Origin of the sequence: Streptomyces sp. NPDC059371, assembly GCF_042751995.1 — a bacterium.
Lineage (GTDB): Bacteria > Actinomycetota > Actinomycetes > Streptomycetales > Streptomycetaceae > Streptomyces.
The window spans coordinates 1-17,574 of sequence record NZ_JBHYXD010000029.1; the positions used below are offsets into that span (position 1 = coordinate 1).

The window sequence follows — 17,574 nt, forward strand, 5'->3', positions numbered from 1 at the left end:
ATGGTGAGGCCGGGACTCATCACGGTGGTGCTGTTCGGTCCGACGCAGAGGGTGCCCGCGTTGCTGCGCAGGTAGGCGACGTCGTCGTTGCGGGTGTTGAGGACGATGTAGCCGTCGCGGGAGGTGACGTCCTGGAATCCGCTGGTGACGACCTGGAACTTGGCGGAGGGGTGGCCGGCGTTGACGGCGGCCCGGTCCACGTAGAAGCAGACGTAGAGATCGTTCCCGGGGTTCGGTTTCCTTTCATTGCGGATGTGGAGGAGCCCTTGGAGCCGGGGTCTGTCGTGACCATGTGCCTGAACGGTCCAAATACCGCATGACGAGCGGTGGTTGGAGTCCCGCTCGGGTGTTCGAGGGGCTCACGGTCGGTCCGCCTGGGGTTGAACGAGTGTGGGCTGTTCGTCCGGGTGATGTGTGAGTGACGCTCGTCGGCGGTCTGGTGCGGTCGGGTCTCGTCGCTATCGGCGGACGCCGTCTTTCTGACCGGGATCCATCCGTGGTACTCAGAACGTAGTGTGAGCGTGGTGACGTGTGCCGCACCACCGTGTCGATCGCAGCAGGATCCGCCGGACAGGCATGGGCCACACTGGAGATGACGTGATGCAAGCGGACGATCCCAACAACCCGCCGCGGACTCCTGAGTTGCTCCGGGTCGAGGATCCTTGGCCTCCTGGTGGGCCCGGGGCGAGGCAGCTTCGGGTGTGGCGGCTGGAGCCTGGCCGGCTCGCCGTGATGTTCGCCGACTACGGAATGGCTGATGACCTTCTCGTACCGCTGATCCGCAAGGTCGTGGCCGAGTACCCGGACGACTCGATCACCTTCTACTACGAAGAGGTCCTCAACCCGGCCTCCCAGGGCTACTACGCGACCCTGACCCTCACGGACGACGGTCACCTCAGCGAGACGGTGCTCGAGGGTGCCGCAGCGTGGGACTTGCACGGCATTCTCGGCCCGACACTCAGGGAGTCCGGCCGCCCCGGCGATGATCGGCCGTTGTGGGGCGGCCCGTAGAGCAGCGATATCGCTTTGCTCGCGTCCGTGTCCTGGCCGTAGCGGGTATGCCGGGCGGGGGTGGGCTGTGTTCGGGGTGAGGATGTCGGCGGCTGCGTCAACACCGACCTCGATGCCGAGCCCGCCGTCGTGACCAGCCTGGCCGCAGCCGAGTTGGAGCAGACTGTGCTGAGAAAACTGTGCGGGACCCTCGTCGAGGTCACGCTGTGCATGCTCGCCCAGCCGCTCGCCGGGCATCGGGACCACGAGGGCGCGGAGTGGGCGCGGTGAGCGGGACGCTGCTCGACCTCGCCCAGGACTACGAGAGTGAGGCCGCCGGCCTGTGGCCGTGGCAACGCGACCGGCGAGCGCTGCGGACGACGGCGCAGCTGTTCCGGCGCATGGTCTGTAACCGTGAAGCGGCTGACCCCAGCCGGATCACCATCACCTGGACGATGCTCATCGACATCCCCCAACGCTGGTGCCGACAGCACGGCTATGGAGCCGTCCCGGGGCCCGGCGGATACGTCATCCGGCGCGGCGACGAGGCGGTGATCATCGCGGGGCCGGGAGAGACGCTCTTTTGGGACGGAGAGCGGATTGCCGTGGAAGGGGATGTGTGACATTCCGTCGGCGGGTGCTGCGGGTGCTGCGGGTGCTGCGGGTGCTGCGGGTGCGGTGGCTGTGGTGTCGTTCGACGTGTGCGCAGCTGGTGTAGCCGTCCGAGGAGTTCGCGGAGAGCACGGCAACCCGGGCCGCCTGACACGTCCCTCCACGTCCTGGGTCCCGACCACGTCTATGGGGTTGTGGTTGTGGTGGTTGTGGTGGTGGTGAAGGTGGTTTGGTTGTTTTGGGTGCCGGTGATTTCGATGGTGGTTGTGGTGTTGTTGTCGGGTGTGATGCGGGTGATGTGGATGTGGCAGGGTTGGTCGAGTTCGGTGTAGCGGTGGAAGGTGGTGGTTGTGGTGGTGGGGGTGTGGGTGGGTGTGGTTGTGGGGGTGTGGGTGGCGTTGTAGGTGGCTTGGCGGGCGGCTTCGAGGAGGACCATGCCGGGGATGTGGTCGCCGTTGTGGTCGAAGAGGGTGGGGTGGTTGAGGTTGGGGGTGAGGAGCCAGTGGTGGGGGTGGTCGGTGGGGGTGAGGACGACGTCGTTGGGGGTGAGGCGGTTGACGGTGGCGGGGGGCATGGGTGCGCGGTGCCGGATCCCTGCGGGCGTGCGCGTGTTGGTGTCTGCCGTGCCGGCCATGCCTGTCGTGCCGCTCGTGCCCGTGATGCCGTCCGTGCCGGCCATGCCTGTCGTGCCGCCTGTGCCCGTGATGCCGCCCGCGCCGGTTGCCTTCGTGGTGGTGCCGCCCGTGCCGCCCGTGCTGTCCGCGCCTGCCGTGCCGTTTGCCGTGGTGGTGCCTAGCGTGCCTGCCGTGCCGGCTGCGCCGACTCCTGCGGGCGTGCCGGTGCCTGCGCCGTTGGTGCCAGCTGTACCTGCCATGCCGCCCGTGTCGCCCGTACTTGCCGTGCCGCCCATACCTGCCGCGCCGCCGTTCGTGCTTGCTGTGGTAGCGGCCGCGCCTGTGTGTGTGGTGCCGCGGAGGCGGGTGTAGGTGGTGGGGTTGGTGGTGGAGAAGGTGGCGGTGCCGTGGGCGATGGGGGTGTTGTTGCGGTGGATGGTCATGTGGAGGGTGGCGCGGTTGATGGTGTGGCGGCGTTGGGTGAGGTGGGTGCAGTGGGCGTGGATGGTGAAGTCGGTGGGGGTGGGGCCGATGTGGAGGCCGTGGGGGTGGGTGGTGGTGTAGCTGAGGGACCAGAGGATGAAGTGGTGGCCGAGGGGGACGTCGAGTTCGGTGTGGGCGAGGAGCATGCCGGCCTGGCGGAGGGTCTCGGCGACCTGGAGGGGGTCGTGGGCCCTGCCGTCGGGGGTGGTGAAGTAGGGGTGGGCGCGGGGCCATTGGCCGGTGAGGGTGTAGGTGAGGGGGCCGCGGGCGGTGCAGGAGGTGAGGAAGACCTCGGCGAGGCCGGCGCGGTGGACGTATTCCTTGGGGACCGTGGTGGTCAGGCGGGGTAAGCCGCGTGTTCCCGGGCTGCTTTCGGTGGTGATCAGGTTCATGGCTGCCCCCCGTCTTGAAGCCGCGTCCGACGACTCCATAAGATACGGACCTACCGGTTTTGTTGGCCGGAAGCGCTAGGTAAAGACTTCACCAAGTTCATGGTGGAAACGTGAATAACTGCCTCCGTTTTCGCGGTGCAGCAGCGAAAAGTCCTACTCGGTCGGAGGGATGTGCCGAGTCGAAACCTGCTTGACGGTTTTCTTTGGCTCGGGGTGGAGTGGGTGCAGGGGGAGGGAAGCCGCCGGTGCGGGTGGCGGCGGGGATGCCCCCGGCTCTGCGGCACGGTTCCACCTTCGGCTCTGCGGCACGGTTCCACCTTCGGCTCTGCGGCACGGTTCCACCGGCTCTACCTTCGGCTCTGCGGCACGGTTCCACCGGCTCCACCCCCGGCTCTGCAGTGCGGCTCCACCGGCTCTACCGGCTCAACCTTCGGCTCCGCGACGCGGCTCAACCGGTTCCACCTTCGGTTCTGCGGCACGGTTCCACTGGCTCAACCTTGGCTCTGTGGCGCGGCTCCAGCGGTTCGACCGGTTCCACCTTGGCTGTGTGGCACGGTTCCACCGGTTCCGCCTCCCGCTCTGCGGCGCGGCTCCACCGGCTCCATCTGCTCTACCGGCTCCACCTGCTTCACCTTCGGTTCGGTGATGCGGCTCCAGCGGTTCGACCGGTTCCGTCTTCGGTTCTGTGGTGCGGCTCTACCTTCGGCTCCACCGTTCCACCCTCGGTTCTGTGGCACGGCTCTGCCGGCTCTGCCGGCTCAGCCTTCGGCTCTGCGGCACGGTTCCACCGGCTCTACGGGTTCCACCTGCTCCACCGGTTCCACCGGCTCCACCTGTGGTGCGGCTCCAGCGACTCTGCCTTCGGCTCTGTGGCACGGCTCTACCGGCTCTACGGGTTCCACCTGCTCCACCGGCTCCACCTGCTCCACCCGTGGTGCGGCTCCAGCGGCTCTGCCGGTTCTGTCTTCGGTTCTGCGGTGCGGCTCCTGCGGTTCCACCTGTGATGCGGCGTCAGCGGCTCTGCCTGTTCGACCGGTTCTGTTTTCGGTTGTGTGGTGTGGTTCGACCGGTTCGGTTTTGGCGTTGTGACGCGGTTGCGCCGGATGCGCTGGCTGTGCCGGTTTTGTGGGTTCTGTCTTTGGTTGTGTGGTGTGGTTTCGCTTTTTTGGTTCTGTGACGAGGGGGATCGGGATGTCTGGTGGTTTGGGCGCGTTGGGGGTGGCTGCTGTGAATCTTGACGGTGTGCTGCTGGAGGACACGTTCAGTCCGGTGATCCATCGGGTGCTGGCGGCGTATGGGGTGGCTTACAGCAGGGAGTTGGAGGCGGCGGTGCTCTCGCAGCCGCGGCGTGTGGCGGCGGGGGTGCTGGCCCGGGCGATCGGGTCGTCGGCGGGTGCGGAGTGGATGACGGGGGTGTATTTCGCGGAGCGTGAGCGGTATGTGCGGGAGCATCCGGTGTCGTTGACGCGGGGGGCGCTGGAGCTGGTGGGGCGGTTGCGGGGTCTGGGGCTGGAGGTGGTGTGTTACGGGGGTTTGGGGGAGCGTCATTTCGAGCGGTATCTGGGGGCGTGGCGGTCGCATTTCGCCGGGCCGGGTTATGTCTGCACGGACGGTTTCCGGCCGGGGATCGGGGAGATCGCCCGGTGTTTCGGGCTGGAGCCCTCCCGGGTGCTGTTCATCGACGACGTGGCGCGGTTCGCCGCGCACGCGCGGGTGTTGCGGGTGCCGTTCATCGGGCATCCGAGCACGTTCCGGCACGGTTTCCAGCGTGAGGCGATGCGGGAGGCGGGGGTGCGGCATCTGGTGGGGGCTCTGGGGGAGATCGACGAGGCGTTGCTGCGGGTCCTGGACGACGAGGCGGCGCGGGATGCGGTGTGGCCCGGACAGGGCCGGGCACCGGCCGGCGCCGGTGCCGGTGCCGGTGCCGGTGCGGGTGCGCGTGTGCCCGCCGGTAGGCGCGCGCTCGCGGGTGCTGGTGCGCTCGCTGGTGCGGGCACGGGTGCGGGTGTGGGTGCCGGTAGGGGCGCGCTCGCCGGTGCGGGTGCGGGTGGCGGGGTGCGGGGGTGAGCGGGGAGGGGGCCGGGTTGCCGCTGGCGGGGAAGGTGGCGCTGATCACGGGGGCGAGCAGTGGTATCGGTGCGGGCGCGGCGCGGGTGTTCGCGGCGCAGGGTGCGGTGGTGGTTCTGGCGGCGCGGCGCGGGGGGCGGCTGCGGGATCTGGTGGGGGAGCTGAACGGGGCGGGCGGGCAGGCGAGTTGCCGGGTGGTGGACGTGCGCTGCGGGGATCAGGTGCGCCAGTTGGTGGAGTACGTCGTGGAGCGGTACGGGCGGCTGGACGCGGCGTTCAACAATGCCGGTGTGGGGCTGGAGAGGTCGCCGTTGCATCTGCTGGGGGACGACGCCTACGACACGGTGATGGACACCAATGTGCGCGGGGTGTGGAACTGCATGCGTCATGAGATCGCCGCGATGCTCGGGGGCGGCGGCGGTGCGATCGTGAACACCAGCAGTGTGGGCGGTCTGCTCGCCTCCGCGACGGGCGCGCCGTACATCGCCTCCAAGCATGCGGTGATCGGTCTGACCAAGGCGGCGGCCGTGGAGTACGCGGACTGCGGCATACGGGTCAACGCGATCGCGCCGGGGCTCACCCGCTCGGAGATGGTCGACCAGTGGCTGCAGGTGCCGGAGCTGAGCGGGCGTGCGCTGCGTTCGGCGCCGGCGCAGCGGGCCGCGGAACCCGAGGAGGTGGCGCGGGCGGCGGCGTGGCTGTGCAGCGATCAGGCGAGTTTCGTGACGGGGGCGACGCTCGCGGTGGACGGAGGACGGACCGCCTGGTGACCGCCCGACAAAGTGGCCGCCCGACGGAGTGACCGCCCGGCGGGGTGCGCGGCCCGGCGGGGTGACCGTGCGGCAGGCGGCGCCGGGGCGGTGACGGCGGTGGGGTGAGGGCGGTTCGCTGGCGGGCGACGGCGTGGCGGGCGACGGCGTGGCGGGCGACGGCGTGGCGGGCGACGGCGTGGCGGGTGACGGCGTGACGGGCGGCGGCGTGATGGTGGCGGCGCTGTGGTGGCGGCGAGGCGACGGCGCTGCGGTGGCGTGACGGCGCCGGGGCGGTGACGGCGGTTCGCTGGGGGCGGCGGCGTGGCGGGCGGCGGCGTGATGGTGGCGGGGCGTCGTCGTGGGGGTGTGCCGGTGGTGCCGGGTTGGCGTGTGCCGCCGGGGGTATGAGGCTGACCGTGGGGTAAGGTACCTCACGTTCGGTTTTGTTTACATTGGTGTGGAGGGTCCCATGGCACAGCAAGAACGTGCGGTACGGACCCGGCGCGCTGTTGTGGAGGCGGCGGCGGCCGTTTTCGCCGAGCGTGGTTACGCGGCGGCGACCATCGCGGAGATCCTCGAGCGTGCGGAGGTCACCAAGGGGGCTCTCTACTTCCATTTCGGTTCCAAGGAGGCCCTGGCGCGCGGGGTGATCGATGCGCAGATCACGGCCGACTACTGGGTGCCGCGGGAGCTGAAGCTCCAGGAGCTGGTGGACATCTGCATGACGCTGGCCCACCGGATCCCCAAGGACGTGGTGCTGATCGCCGGTATCCGGCTCTCGGCGGACGTGCAGGGGCGGGAGCTGTTCGGCAGTGCCTGGCCCGCGTGGACCGCGCTGGTGACGGCGAAGGTGACGGAGGCCAAGGAGCAGGGCGAGGTGCTGCGGCACATCGACCCGCACGAGACGGCGGAGTTCATCCTCGGCGCCTGGCTGGGCATGCAGCACCTGTCGGAGGCCTACGCCGACTGGGCCGATCTGTCCGAGCGGGCCTCCACGCTCTTTCGTTACGTCCTGCCGGCGATCGCCACCCCGGCCGCCCTGGTCAGCCTGGACATCGCGCCGGACCGGGGCCCGCGGGTCATCGAGGAGGCCGGGCGACTGGCAGCCCAGCCCCAGCCCCAGCCCCAGCCCCAGCCCCAGCCCCAGCCCGAGCCCCAGCCTGAGCCGGCGGCCGGCTGACCCGGCACGCTCCCGGGGCGGCGGCCACCGGCCCGCGCCCCGTTCGCCAGGCCCGCGTTCCCGTGCGCCAGGGCCATGCCCCGTGCGCCAGGGCCATGCCCCGTGCGCCAGGGCCATGCCCCGTGCGCCGGGGCCCGCGTTCTCGTTCGCCAGGGCCAGCGTTCCCTGGGGTGCCGGCGGCGGGATGTGTGTCCCGTGTCCGTGTTCCCGGGGTGCCGGCGGCGGGCCCGGGGTCCGTGCTCATGCCGGGGTTCGTGTTCATGCCGGGGTCCGTGTTCATGTCTGGCGGGCCGTGCAAGCAAACCTGGCGGAAGGTTTCTCCTGGCGGTCCGGCGTCCGGCCGGTGCGGCTGCCGGCGGCAGGTTTTGCGGTCGTCTCGTTCCCGTGCGGGTTTCACCGCGGGCGGGTGGGCGCGGCGGGGGCTGTAACCGACCGGGTGACCTGTTCCCGGCGGGCCCGTCCGGGCGGCGGGGCGGCGGCTCTGTCCGGGTGTCCCCCGGTGAGCAGGGGACTCCTGGGTTCTGCCGGTGGGGCTTTTCCGGGGAGGACTGTTCCGCAGAGCAATAACCAACCAGACATGCGGTTTGATAAAGTGGTCTTGGGAATGGGTTGGTCGGCAGGGAGGGTGCACATGGTCAAGCAGGCGCGGGCGGCTCGTACGCGTGAGGCCCTCATCGTTGCCGCGGCCGAGGTCTTCGCCGACAGCGGTTATGCGCTGGCCAGCCTGCCCGCGGTGAGCAAGCGGGCCGGGGTGAGCACCGGCGCGCTGCATTTCCACTTCGCGAGCAAGGAGGCGCTGGCGCGGGAGGTGGAGGGGGCCGCGGCCGATGTGGTGGGGAAGATGGCGGCGGGCTGCCGCGGTGGCGGGGGCACCCTGCTGCAGTCCCTCGTCGACGCGACCTGCCGGCTGCTCGCGGCCGTGGCCGGTGATCCCGTGGTCAGGGCGGGCTTCAAGCTGAGCCACGACCCCTCTCTCAAGGGCGGGCAGGAGGGCGGGGGGCTGGTGCGGTGGTGGTGCGAGTGGGTGCAGGACCTCATCGCCCAGGCGGGGGAGGAGGGGGAGCTGGCCGGAGGGGTCTCGCCCGAGGACGCCGCCGCGGCCGTCGTCGCCGCGACGGTCGGCTTCGAGACGCTGAGCGGCTGGGACCTCGAGTGGGTCTCGCTGGAGCGGACCGCACGCTTTTGGACCTTCCTGCTGCCCCTGCTGGCCGCATCCCCGCAGCAGGTCCGCGTCGAGCCGGGCGGCACCGGCGGCGCGGGCGGACCGCACGACGCGGACGGGCCGCACGACGCGGGCGGACCGCAGGGCGCGGACGAAACCGCCGGGTGACGGACACCGGCCGCGCCATCCTGCGCCGCCCGGCATCGGCCGAGCCACCCGGCACCGGCCCGCACCGGCCGCGCTGCCCCGCACCGGCCCGGCACCGGCTGAGCCGCCCGGCACCGGCCGCACCGACGGAGGCTGGGAGCTTACGGAGGACGGGAGTTGACGGAAATCGGCTGATGCCGGTGATGCCGGCGGGTGCGGGCGTCATGGGCGGGTGCCGTTCCATGCCGGGGCAGTGCTGCCCCGGCCCCGGTGGCGCCGCCGGGGCCGGGAGCTGACCGGAGCCGGCTGATGCAGGCTGGTGCGGGCGATGCTGACGGGGCATCGGCGGCGTCAGCGGGTGCCGGTGATACTGACGGGCGTCGGCGGGTGCCGGTGCAGGCGGGTGCTGTCCGAAGCGGGCGCGCCGACGGGAGCCGGTGGCACCGGCGGAGGCTGACAGGTGCCGCCCCGGGCCGGGCCGGTGATGCCGACGGGGCCGGGAGCCGGCGGGTGTTGCCCTTGAGCCGGTGTTGCCCCGAGTGGATGCCGGCGCGGGCTGGGGGGGCCGGGGTGTTGCCTTGGGCAGGTGTTGCCTCGCGTCGGTGATGGCGACGGTCGGCAGGGGCCGGCAGGTGCCGGTGGGGGCCGGGAGCCGACGGGAGCCGACGGGAGCCGTCCCGGACCGCGGCGGCGTGCCCCGGGCCGGCGGCGCCGACCGGGGCGGGAGCTGACGGGAGTCGGCTGATGCCGGCCCGGGTGCCGGGTGTCAGCGGCACCGGCGAAAGCCGGCGGCATCGGCGGGTGCCGTTCCCGGCTCGCGGCGTGCTCCGGGCCCGCGGCGTGCGGCGTGCGGCGTGTCCGGGTCCGTGACGGTGGCGGGTGTTCCGGGTCCGCGGCGTCGGCGGGTGGCGGTGGGAGTTGGCGGGTGGTGGTGGGGGTCCGCGGCGTCTGGAAACCGTCTTCAGGGTCTGGTCGTTGGTCCTGGTGGTGGCCCGTTCGTGTCGCTGTTCAGCCGCCCATGTAGGGGGTTCGCCCTGTTTTCGGTGTGTTGACACGTGTGTCTTGCGGCTGCCTCGAGTCTGCGTCCACCCCGGGCGGGGCCGGCGTCCCGAGCGTTGACATACCGCTCATGCTGTTTTTTACTGGGGGTGTCGGGGGACCGTCGCGGACGGTGCCGGTGAATGGGGGAGAGCGCGTGGACATCGATGTACTGGGCACACTCGCCGTGCGGCACAACGGCGTGTCCATCACGCCCACGGCTCCCAAGCCCCGTCAGGTGCTCGCCCTGCTGGCGCTGCGGGCCGGCCAGGTCGTCCCGGTGGGGGTGCTGGCCGAGGAGCTGTGGGGGGCCAGGCCCCCGCGCAGTGCCCGTGCCACCTTGCAGACCTACATCCTGCAGCTGCGCGAACTCATCTCCGCCGCCCTCGACGGTGGCGCAGCGGGCGAAGACCGCCAGAACCAGAACCAGAACCAGAATCAGGGCCAGGGCCAGGGCCAGGGCCAGAACCAGGGCCAAGGCGAGGGCGAGGGTCAGGGGCAGGGTGAGAGCCGGGGTGAGGGTCGGGGTGTGGGTGCGGGGCGTCGGCAGGCCAAGGACGTGCTGCTGACCGTGCCCGGCGGCTACCTGCTCAAGAGCGGTGAGGGCGTCAGCGACGTACGGCGGTTCGAGCGGCTCGCCGGCAGCGGGTACCGGGCCATGGACGCCGAGGACTATCCCCAGGCCGCCCGGCTGCTGCGCCAGGCCCTGGAGCTGTGGAGCGGTCCCGCGCTGGCCGACGTCCACACCGGCCCCCAGCTGCGCACCGAGGCCAAGCGGCTGGAGGAGAGCCGGCTGTGTGCCCTGGACCAGCGGGTGGAGGCCGATCTGCGCCTGGGCCGTCACCGTGAGCTGCTGGCCGAGCTGACCGTGCTGATCAACCAGTACCCCATGCACGAGAGCCTGTGCGGCCAGTACATGCTCGCCCTCTACCGTTCCGGGCGCCGCGGCGAGGCACTGGACGCCTACCAGCGGCTGCGTGCGACCCTGGTGCGCGCCATGGGTCTGGAGCCCTCGCCCGCCCTGGCCAAACTGCAGCGCTCCATCCTGATGTCGGGCCCCGACACCCTCCCGGCCCGCCCCGCGGCCGGCGCCGGTGCGGCCCGCGTGGGCTGACGCACCCGGGCCTCCGCACCCGGGCCCCCGCACCCGGGCCCCCGCACCCGGGCCCCCGCACCCCGGCCCCCTGCACCCGGGCACCGCGCTCGGCCCCTGCACCCCGGGCTCCGGTGTCCCTCTCCACCAGGAATCGAGCACCGCTCGGCCGCGGCCGTGCAGCGTTGATCACACCGGGAGGAGGAGATCGCGCATGTCGTCGTCGCAGCGGAAACACTCCGCCCGGCACACCGTCGAGGTCGCGGCCCCCGCCGGCGTCGTCTACGGCCTGCTCGCCGACGCCCCGCGCTGGCCCGTCCTGCTGCCTGCCTACGTCCACGTCGAACGCGTCGACGCCGACGCCGCGGGCGACAGCCTGCGGCTGTGGCACCTGTACGGGGGCCGGGTGCATTCCGCGCTCGCCCGCCGCGCACTGCACCCCGGCCTGCGCCGCATCGAGTTCGAACACCGGGACCCCCTTGCGCCCGACGCGCCGACGTACGGGAGCTGGAACGTGTCACCCGAGGGGCCCGGCCGCTGCCTGGTGACCCTGCATCAGGAAAGCCCGGCCCCACCCGGACCACCCGACACGCCCGGCGCACCCGACCTGCCCGGCGCACCCGAGATGCCTGGCCCGCCCGGCCCGCCCGGCCCGCCCGGCCCGCCCGACGCGCCCGGCCCGCCCGACGCGCCCGGGGCGCCCGACGCGCCCGGGGTTCCCGGAGCACTTGACGCGCCCACCGCACCCACCACGCCCGACGTGTCCGGGGTGCTTGATGGGTGTGAGGCGTGGGTGCGGGCGGAGGTGGCGGCGGTGCGTGAGGCGGCCGAGCGCTGGGACCGTCTGGACGAGCTGCTGCTGTCCTTCGAGGACAGTGTCTACGTCTGCGGCTCCCCGGAGATCGTCTACGACTTCCTCTACCGCATCGGGGACTGGGCCGATCTGGTTCCCCATGTCGAACGTGTGGAGGTGGGCGAGGACCGGCCCGGTGTGCAGAGGACCGTCGTGCACACCAGCGATCCCGACACCGGGGACACCACCGTCTTCGAGGGCGTGCGGCTGTGCTTCCCGGCCGCCGGGCGGATCGTCCACCGGCAGACCGTGACGCCCGATCCCATCGCCGCGCACTACGGGGAGTGGTCCCTGGAGCCCGACGCCTGCGGGGTGCGGGTCGCCCACCGGCACCAGGTGATGCTCCGCGAGAGCGCGGTGGAGCCCGCGCCGGGGACCGGCGTGCTGCCCGTCGACGCCCGCCGCCAGGTGCGCGAGTGGCTCGGGCGCACCAGCACGGAGGCGTTGACCCTGGCGCGCTGGCACGCCGAGAGCGCCCTGCGCCGGCTGCGATGAGGGCGCCCGGCAACGGCCCCGCGGCGCCCGGCACCACGACGACGAGGAGAACGGCGATGGCCCCCACCCGGCCGCACCGGCAGGCCGGGCCGCCGGCGGCCCCGGCCCCCCACAGCGGGACACAGCACACGGCGCCAGCCCCGGCATCCGACGGCGCGGTGCGGCGTACGGCGCCCGCCGAGGCATCCGTCGGAGCGGTGCGGCACGCGTCGTCCGTGCAGGCGCCCGGGAGCGTGGTGCAACACGAGGCGCCCGCCCGGGCATCCGATGGCGTGGCGGCCGCCCCGGCACCGGACGGCGCGGTGCGGCACGTGGTGTCCGCCGAGGCATCCGACGGCGCGGCGCAGTACGCGGCGCGGCTCGCGGTGCTGCTCGGTGATGTCCGTGATCCTGCCAACCCTTATGGCCGTGCCGTGTTGTGGGCCGGCGGGTACGAGGATCTGCCCGCTGCGCCCGCCGGCCTGCCCGGTCCCGGGGACCTGCCGGGCGCCGACCGGCTCGCCCGTGCCCTTGGCCCGCTCTTTCGCCGGGACCTCGCCCTCGCCCATGCCTGGAGCATCGGGCCGCTGACGGGCGCCCCGGTGCCGCATCCGGTGGCCGACCTGCTCGGTCCGGCGGCGCTGCTCGCGGCCGCCGGCGCCGTCCTGCGCGGTGTGACCCGCATCGTGGAGGGTCTGAGCCGCTACGAGGCGGCGGCCCGGCAGTGGCGGCCGGTCCTGGCCGCCGTCTTCGCCGACCTGCTGGCCTGCCAGAGCCTGACGGATGCGGCCCTGCGCGCCTGCCCCGCCCCGTCCCGGGACGGAGCACCGGCCCCGTCCCCATACCGGCCTGACGCGAACGACGGCGGCGGCGAGCTGCTCGCCGCCGCCGTGGGGTATCTCGTGCCGCAGCTCGCCGTCGAACTGCTCGGGGATCTCGAACTGGTGCTGAACGAGTGCGGTTTCGACGGCCACACCGTCGAACGGCGCACCCTGGCCAGGACGGTACGGGACCGGGCGCTGGCCGGGGCCGGCCCGGCGGCCACCGGTGCCGCCCAGGCCCGCATCGTGCGCGGGCTGAACGCGACGGGCGGCCCGGACCGGCACGAGAGCACACCACCGCCCCCGGACCGGCACGAGATCACACCACCGCTCCCGGCACCGCCTCACGGCACCGCGGCGGCCCCCGGCCCCGGCATTGATGCCAATGCCAATGCCAATGCCGAAGCCGAAGCCGAAGCCGATGCCGATGCGCTCGCCCGTATCGGCCGTCGGCTGGCCGCCGAGCGGCGGGCGCTGCGCGGCGCGTGGGCGGTCACCGCCGGGCACGACCTGGCCGACCCGGCGGTGCGCGCCCTGGCGGACCGCCAGGCCCTGCTGGTGCTGGCCGACCGGACGACGGCTGCCCGGGAGGCGGCCGCCCGGGCACGTGAGCCCTTCCTCGGCAGTACCGGCTGGGTGCTGCTGGCGCTCGGGCGGATCACCGTGCGGCTCGGGCTTGCGCTGCCCGCCCGCATGCCGGACGCGCAGCCGGGTGTGTGGGACGAACTGGCCCGGCGCGCGGCGCACAGCGCGGACGGCGACCTGTACGCGGCGAGGCCGGCGTGGTGAGCGGCAGCGCGGCACCGCACGAGCACGGGCACAGGCACGGGCACGGGCATGCGCGCGGGCCGGTGGCGCCGTTGCCGGCGCCGTGTCATGTGCCCGGGCCCGACGGGCCGTGGGAGCAGGTCCAGGAGCACGTCGAACAGGGGGGACGGGCGGTGGTGCACACCACCTGGGGCCAGTGGCTGGCACCGGCCCTGCTCGACCCCGACCTGCGCGCCCTGCTGGGCCGCGACTGGCCGCGCTACCGGCAGCACCCGGCCCCGGCCGGACGGCTGATCCTGGCCGTCTCCCGGATGGTGCTCAAGCACACGGCCGCCGCCGTCCTGCAGGTCCCCGCCGCCCGGCTCGACCTCGCCACCCTGCCCGGCGGGCGGCCCGTGCTGCGCGGACTGGGCACGGACCTGCAGGTCAGCCTCGCCCACACCGACGAGCTGATCGTGGCCGGCGTCAGCCGCACCGGTCCGGTCGGTGTGGACGCCGAGCCCGCCGGACGCCGGATCTCCTTCGAGGCGCTGCGCGAGCACGTGTGCACCGCCGAGGAGGCCGGGCGGCTGGCGGCCCTGCCCGAACAGGAACGCACGCAGGCGTTCCTGCGCCTGTGGACCCTGAAAGAGGCGTACGTCAAGGCACTCGGGCACGGCATGCGGCGCCGGTTCCCGGCGATCGGCTTCACATGGGACGCGGCCGGCACCGCCCGCCTCGCCGGGGACAGCACCGGGCAGTGGGCCTTTGCCACCCATCTCGTCGACGGCCGCTACCTGGTGAGCCAGGCCCACCACCCGAGCCAGGCCCACCCCCCGGGCGAGGCCCACCCCCCGGGCGAGGCCCACCCCCCGGGCCAAGTGCACCCCCCGGGTGAGGTCCACCTTTCGGGCCAAGCGCACCCCCCGAACGCCGTGCCACCGCAGCCGGCCGCGCCGCACATCCCGTCCCTCGCGGACGCGCCGCGCACGCCGTCCCTCGCGGACGCGCCGCACCGGGTGCCCCCGGCACAGCCGCCGCACGGCGGGCGGGTCCTGGACTTCCCCGGACGGCGTGGTTCCGGACCGCGGTGAGCAGACATGGCAGTGGGGGGACGACGGCTTGTGGCCGGCCGTGCAGAAACGATTCGAAAAGGAGGCGGGGGTGGTGGACAGGGCTGCTGCGGCAACGCTGTGCGCCGCCCCCGGGGGGCGATGAGGAGTCATCACTCGTACGACGGCACCGTTCTGGCCGTCGTGCACGAACCGCAGGACACCCACGACCGGTCGCCGCTCGTCCTCGAACTGTGCGGAGCGACCCGTACGGATGCCGAGGCGGTCGCCGCCCGCGTCGCGAGATCCCACCGGACCTACGACGTCGAACTGGACGTACCCAGGGACGGCACACCGCAGCACCCCGCACCGGACGGCACACCGCAGCACCCCGCACCGGACGGCACACCGCAGCACCCCGCACCGGACGGCACACCGCAGCACCCCGCACCGGACGGCACACCGCAGGACGGTGTGCCGCGGGACGGCGTACGGGACGGCGTGCGGGACGGCGTACCGGACGGCGTGCGGGGTCCGGCCGGGCGGGCGGGCCGGTATCTCCTGCGGCTCAGCCCGCGCGGCCCGCTCGGCCCGGACGGCCTCGGCCCGGACGGGTCCGGGCCGCCGATTACCGACGAGCTCACCGATGAGCTGCTGGCCGACCTGCTGGCGCCGCCCGCCGCGGGCACGGTCCCGGTGCGGGGGCATCAGCGGGCGCTGCTCGCGGCGGCGGCCGGCCATCAGGGCGGCCCCGGCCGCTTCGTGGAGCAGCTCCACTGGGACTGGACGGGGCCGCTGGACCTCACCCGGTTCACCGCCTCCTGGCAGTCCCTGGCCGAGCGCGAGACGGTGCTGCGGGCGTCCTTCGACTGGGCCGGCGCCCCCCGCCTGGTGCTGCACGATCGCGCGGCCGTCGAGGTCGTCCACCACGGGCACACCGATGCCGGCTGGCAGGACCTGCTGCGCCGCGAGCGCGAGCGCGGCTTCGAGCTGTACCGGCCGTCTCTGCTGCGGGTGTCCCTGTTCGAGGGACCGCCCCTGGCGAGACGCACCCGCACCGGCCCCGGCCCCGCTGCCGGCACCGGCACCAGTGCCGGGGCCGGGGCTGGGCGGGGGCCGGTCCGGCTGCTGGTGACCTACCACCGGGCGCTGCTCGACGAGCGCGGGGCGCGGCTGCTGGTGCGCCAGTTCTACCGTTCCTACCTCGCCGGCGGTGTGCTGCCCGGCGCGGACCGGCGCCCCGACATCCGTGACCACGCCCACTGGCTGGCCCGTCAGGACACGGCCGCGGCCCGGGAGTTCTGGGCGGCGGCCGCACCGCCGGCCGGCGCCGCCCTCACCCCGGCCCGCCCGGGTGAGCCGCCCCGCCCGGGTGAGGCGCCCCGCCCGGGTGAGGCGCCCCGCCCGGCCGGGGGGACAGGCAGCCCGGCCGGGGGGACGGGCCGTCCGGGTGGGGGGACGGGCCGGATCAGGCGCGTTCTCAGGCCGGTGCAGAGTGCCCGGCTGCGTTCGTGGGCCGGGGGCCGCGGCGCGGGGGAGAGCAGTGCTCTGCACCTGGCGTGGGCCCTGCTGCTGTACCGGGCGGCCGGGGTGAACGGGCCGCTGCCGGTGGCCTTCGGTGTGCATCTGTCGGGACGTGACATGGCGCTGCGGGGCGGGGCGGGCATCCCCGGACTGCTGGGCGGGCCGCTGCCGATGACGGTCACCGTGGACGGGGCCACGCCGCTGGCGGACCTGCTGGTGCAGGTCCGTGACGCCGCGCTCGACCTGGCCGCCTACGCGTGGGTGTCGGCCGGCCAGGTCCGCCGGTGGAGCGGACGCGCCCCCCATCGCCCCCTGACCCAGACGACCGTCCGCTTCGAGAGCCATCCCGAACTGCCGGCGAACCTGCGGGCCGAACTCGCGGCGCAGGCCGTCACGGCGGGCGCGCCGCACAGCGCGGGCGGCGCCACGACCGTGCCCATCACCCTCGTCGCGCACCACGACCCGCAGGACGCCCTGGTGCTGGACGCCCTCTACGACCGGGCCAGGTTCACCGACACCGACGCCGCCGAAACCCTCGCGCAGTGCCTGCACCTGCTGCGCAGTCTGCCCGACCGTGTGCACGAGAGGTTCACCGTCGCCGACGCCCTGGCCCTGCTGGGCACGTCGCAGGTGCCCGCCATGACAGTGCCGGCGTCCGGCGCCGCGGCCCCGGCGCTGACGGTGCTGCGGGCCGGGCGGGCCGGGGCGGATCTCGTGTGCCTGGTCACCGTCCCCGGCGTCACCCCCGGCGCCTACGACCTGCTCCTGCGCGCCCACCGGGGGCCGGAGCGCATCGTGTCGCTCACCCTGGCCGGCGGGCAGGCGCCGCCCGGCGTCCTGGCGGACCTGCCCGGTGACGCCGGGCGGCTGACCGTGTGCGGGGCGGGACCGGCCGGCCCCGCCGCCCACGACCTCGCCCGCCGCACCGCCCATCGCACGGGCCAGGTCCCGGCCGTGGTCATGACCGGGCTCGGCAGCGCCGCCGAGACCGCGCTGGCCCTGTCCCGGGCCCTGCAGGCGGTACGGGCACGCACCGCCTGAGCCGAGCACCAGACACCAGACACCGAGCACCAGGTACCGAGCATCGGGCACCAGGTACCTGGCACCGAGCACCGAGCACCAGGCACCGAGCACCGGGCGCCTGAACACCCGGCCGCCGGGGGTGCCGAGGAGCGCCCGGGCACCGGTGCGCCGGGGGTGCCGGGGGTGCCGAGGAGCGCCCGGGCACCGGTGCGCCGGGGGTGCCGGGGGTGCCGAGGAGCGCCCGGCGCCGGTGCGCCGGGGTCGTCCGGGCATCCGGGGTGCGGACGGGCCTGGGTGCCGGGCGGGTGCCGTCCAGTGGTCCGAAAGTGTTTCTTGAGCGCCGTGGCCGAGGGTGGCGGCACCTGCAGGAGGAGGCGCCATGGGCGACGTGGACCGCGGAGAGCCGGCCCTGCGCGTCGAGCGCGGCACCGCGACCGAGGAGGAACTGGCCGCGCTGGCCGTCGTCCTGCTGGCCCTGCGCGCCCGCCCGGCCCCCGGCCGGCCGACGGCGCGGCCGGCCCGCGGCCCCCGCGGGTGGGGGCGCGGGTGT

Annotated in this window: 16 protein-coding genes and 1 pseudogene; 15 read left to right on the forward strand and 2 right to left on the reverse strand. The window is 73.8% G+C overall.

Annotated features, from left to right (window positions below; all coding sequences use genetic code 11):
* A pseudogene (locus ACFXGX_RS18600) lies at positions 1 to 200 on the reverse strand (hypothetical protein); the annotation flags it as partial.
* A 550-nt stretch (positions 201 to 750) separates the two neighbouring features.
* On the opposite strand from ACFXGX_RS18600, the gene ACFXGX_RS18605 reads away from it, so the two are divergent.
* The 3 genes from ACFXGX_RS18605 to ACFXGX_RS18615 are packed head-to-tail and all read left to right on the forward strand — an operon-like array spanning position 751 to position 1,613.
* Complete coding sequence (locus ACFXGX_RS18605; protein ID WP_384791962.1) at positions 751 to 1,011, forward strand: hypothetical protein; 261 nt, start codon at positions 751 to 753, stop codon at positions 1,009 to 1,011.
* A gap of 60 nt (positions 1,012 to 1,071) precedes the next feature.
* Complete coding sequence (locus tag ACFXGX_RS18610; RefSeq protein ID WP_384791965.1) at positions 1,072 to 1,281, forward strand: hypothetical protein; 210 nt, start codon at positions 1,072 to 1,074, stop codon at positions 1,279 to 1,281.
* The gene (locus ACFXGX_RS18615) at positions 1,278 to 1,613 is read left to right on the forward strand and encodes a hypothetical protein (protein WP_384791968.1); all 336 of its coding nucleotides are present in this window, start codon (positions 1,278 to 1,280) and stop codon (positions 1,611 to 1,613) included. The genes ACFXGX_RS18610 and ACFXGX_RS18615 overlap by 4 nt, the downstream gene beginning before the upstream one ends.
* A gap of 173 nt (positions 1,614 to 1,786) precedes the next feature.
* Here ACFXGX_RS18615 and ACFXGX_RS18620 read toward each other — a convergent pair whose 3' ends face one another.
* The gene (locus ACFXGX_RS18620; protein WP_384791971.1) at positions 1,787 to 3,091 is read right to left on the reverse strand and encodes an AfsA-related hotdog domain-containing protein; all 1,305 of its coding nucleotides are present in this window, start codon (positions 3,089 to 3,091) and stop codon (positions 1,787 to 1,789) included.
* Positions 3,092 to 3,960: 869 nt separating this feature from the next.
* On the opposite strand from ACFXGX_RS18620, the gene ACFXGX_RS18625 reads away from it, so the two are divergent.
* The 12 genes from ACFXGX_RS18625 to ACFXGX_RS18680 all read left to right on the forward strand — a co-directional run.
* Positions 3,961 to 4,095 (forward strand): hypothetical protein, encoded by a 135-nt coding sequence (locus tag ACFXGX_RS18625; RefSeq protein ID WP_384791974.1) that lies wholly within the window; start codon positions 3,961 to 3,963, stop codon positions 4,093 to 4,095.
* A 238-nt stretch (positions 4,096 to 4,333) separates the two neighbouring features.
* Positions 4,334 to 5,158 (forward strand): HAD family phosphatase, encoded by an 825-nt coding sequence (locus tag ACFXGX_RS18630; protein WP_384791977.1) that lies wholly within the window; start codon positions 4,334 to 4,336, stop codon positions 5,156 to 5,158.
* A complete protein-coding gene (locus ACFXGX_RS18635) occupies positions 5,155 to 5,928 on the forward strand; it encodes an SDR family NAD(P)-dependent oxidoreductase (RefSeq protein ID WP_384791980.1) in 774 nt (257 codons plus the stop codon). The genes ACFXGX_RS18630 and ACFXGX_RS18635 overlap by 4 nt, the downstream gene beginning before the upstream one ends.
* 133 nt (positions 5,929 to 6,061) lie before the next feature.
* Positions 6,062 to 6,190, forward strand: a complete 129-nt coding sequence (locus ACFXGX_RS18640; RefSeq protein ID WP_384791983.1) for a hypothetical protein — start codon at positions 6,062 to 6,064, stop codon at positions 6,188 to 6,190.
* Positions 6,191 to 6,379: 189 nt separating this feature from the next.
* Positions 6,380 to 7,090: a ScbR family autoregulator-binding transcription factor gene (locus ACFXGX_RS18645; RefSeq protein WP_384791986.1), complete on the forward strand. Its 711-nt coding sequence runs from the start codon at positions 6,380 to 6,382 to the stop codon at positions 7,088 to 7,090.
* A gap of 631 nt (positions 7,091 to 7,721) precedes the next feature.
* On the forward strand, positions 7,722 to 8,420 hold the full coding sequence (locus ACFXGX_RS18650; protein ID WP_384791989.1) for a ScbR family autoregulator-binding transcription factor: 699 nt from the start codon (positions 7,722 to 7,724) through the stop codon (positions 8,418 to 8,420).
* A gap of 1,174 nt (positions 8,421 to 9,594) precedes the next feature.
* A complete protein-coding gene (locus ACFXGX_RS18655; RefSeq protein ID WP_384791992.1) occupies positions 9,595 to 10,551 on the forward strand; it encodes a BTAD domain-containing putative transcriptional regulator in 957 nt (318 codons plus the stop codon).
* Between the two features lie 193 nt (positions 10,552 to 10,744).
* Positions 10,745 to 11,878, forward strand: a complete 1,134-nt coding sequence (locus ACFXGX_RS18660; RefSeq protein ID WP_384791995.1) for an SRPBCC family protein — start codon at positions 10,745 to 10,747, stop codon at positions 11,876 to 11,878.
* Between the two features lie 56 nt (positions 11,879 to 11,934).
* The gene (locus ACFXGX_RS18665; protein WP_384791998.1) at positions 11,935 to 13,467 is read left to right on the forward strand and encodes a hypothetical protein; all 1,533 of its coding nucleotides are present in this window, start codon (positions 11,935 to 11,937) and stop codon (positions 13,465 to 13,467) included.
* Positions 13,468 to 13,619: 152 nt separating this feature from the next.
* Positions 13,620 to 14,519, forward strand: coding sequence for a 4'-phosphopantetheinyl transferase superfamily protein (locus ACFXGX_RS18670; RefSeq protein ID WP_384792001.1), 900 nt, complete (start codon positions 13,620 to 13,622; stop codon positions 14,517 to 14,519).
* Between the two features lie 120 nt (positions 14,520 to 14,639).
* A complete protein-coding gene (locus ACFXGX_RS18675) occupies positions 14,640 to 17,042 on the forward strand; it encodes a hypothetical protein (RefSeq protein WP_384792004.1) in 2,403 nt (800 codons plus the stop codon).
* Positions 17,043 to 17,403: 361 nt separating this feature from the next.
* The coding region (locus tag ACFXGX_RS18680) for an acyl-CoA carboxylase epsilon subunit (RefSeq protein WP_384792153.1) at positions 17,404 to 17,574 on the forward strand (171 nt) is incomplete at its 3' end.

Coding starts and splice junctions, on each gene's coding strand:
- ACFXGX_RS18605 (WP_384791962.1), top strand. CDS start 751: ATGGCTGATGACCTTCTCGTACCGCTGATCCGCAAGGTCGTGGCCGAG.
- ACFXGX_RS18675 (WP_384792004.1), top strand. CDS start 14,640: ATGAGGAGTCATCACTCGTACGACGGCACCGTTCTGGCCGTCGTGCAC.
- ACFXGX_RS18660 (WP_384791995.1), top strand. CDS start 10,745: ATGTCGTCGTCGCAGCGGAAACACTCCGCCCGGCACACCGTCGAGGTC.
- ACFXGX_RS18650 (WP_384791989.1), top strand. CDS start 7,722: ATGGTCAAGCAGGCGCGGGCGGCTCGTACGCGTGAGGCCCTCATCGTT.
- ACFXGX_RS18645 (WP_384791986.1), top strand. CDS start 6,380: ATGGCACAGCAAGAACGTGCGGTACGGACCCGGCGCGCTGTTGTGGAG.
- ACFXGX_RS18665 (WP_384791998.1), top strand. CDS start 11,935: ATGGCCCCCACCCGGCCGCACCGGCAGGCCGGGCCGCCGGCGGCCCCG.
- ACFXGX_RS18620 (WP_384791971.1), bottom strand. CDS start 3,091: ATGAACCTGATCACCACCGAAAGCAGCCCGGGAACACGCGGCTTACCC.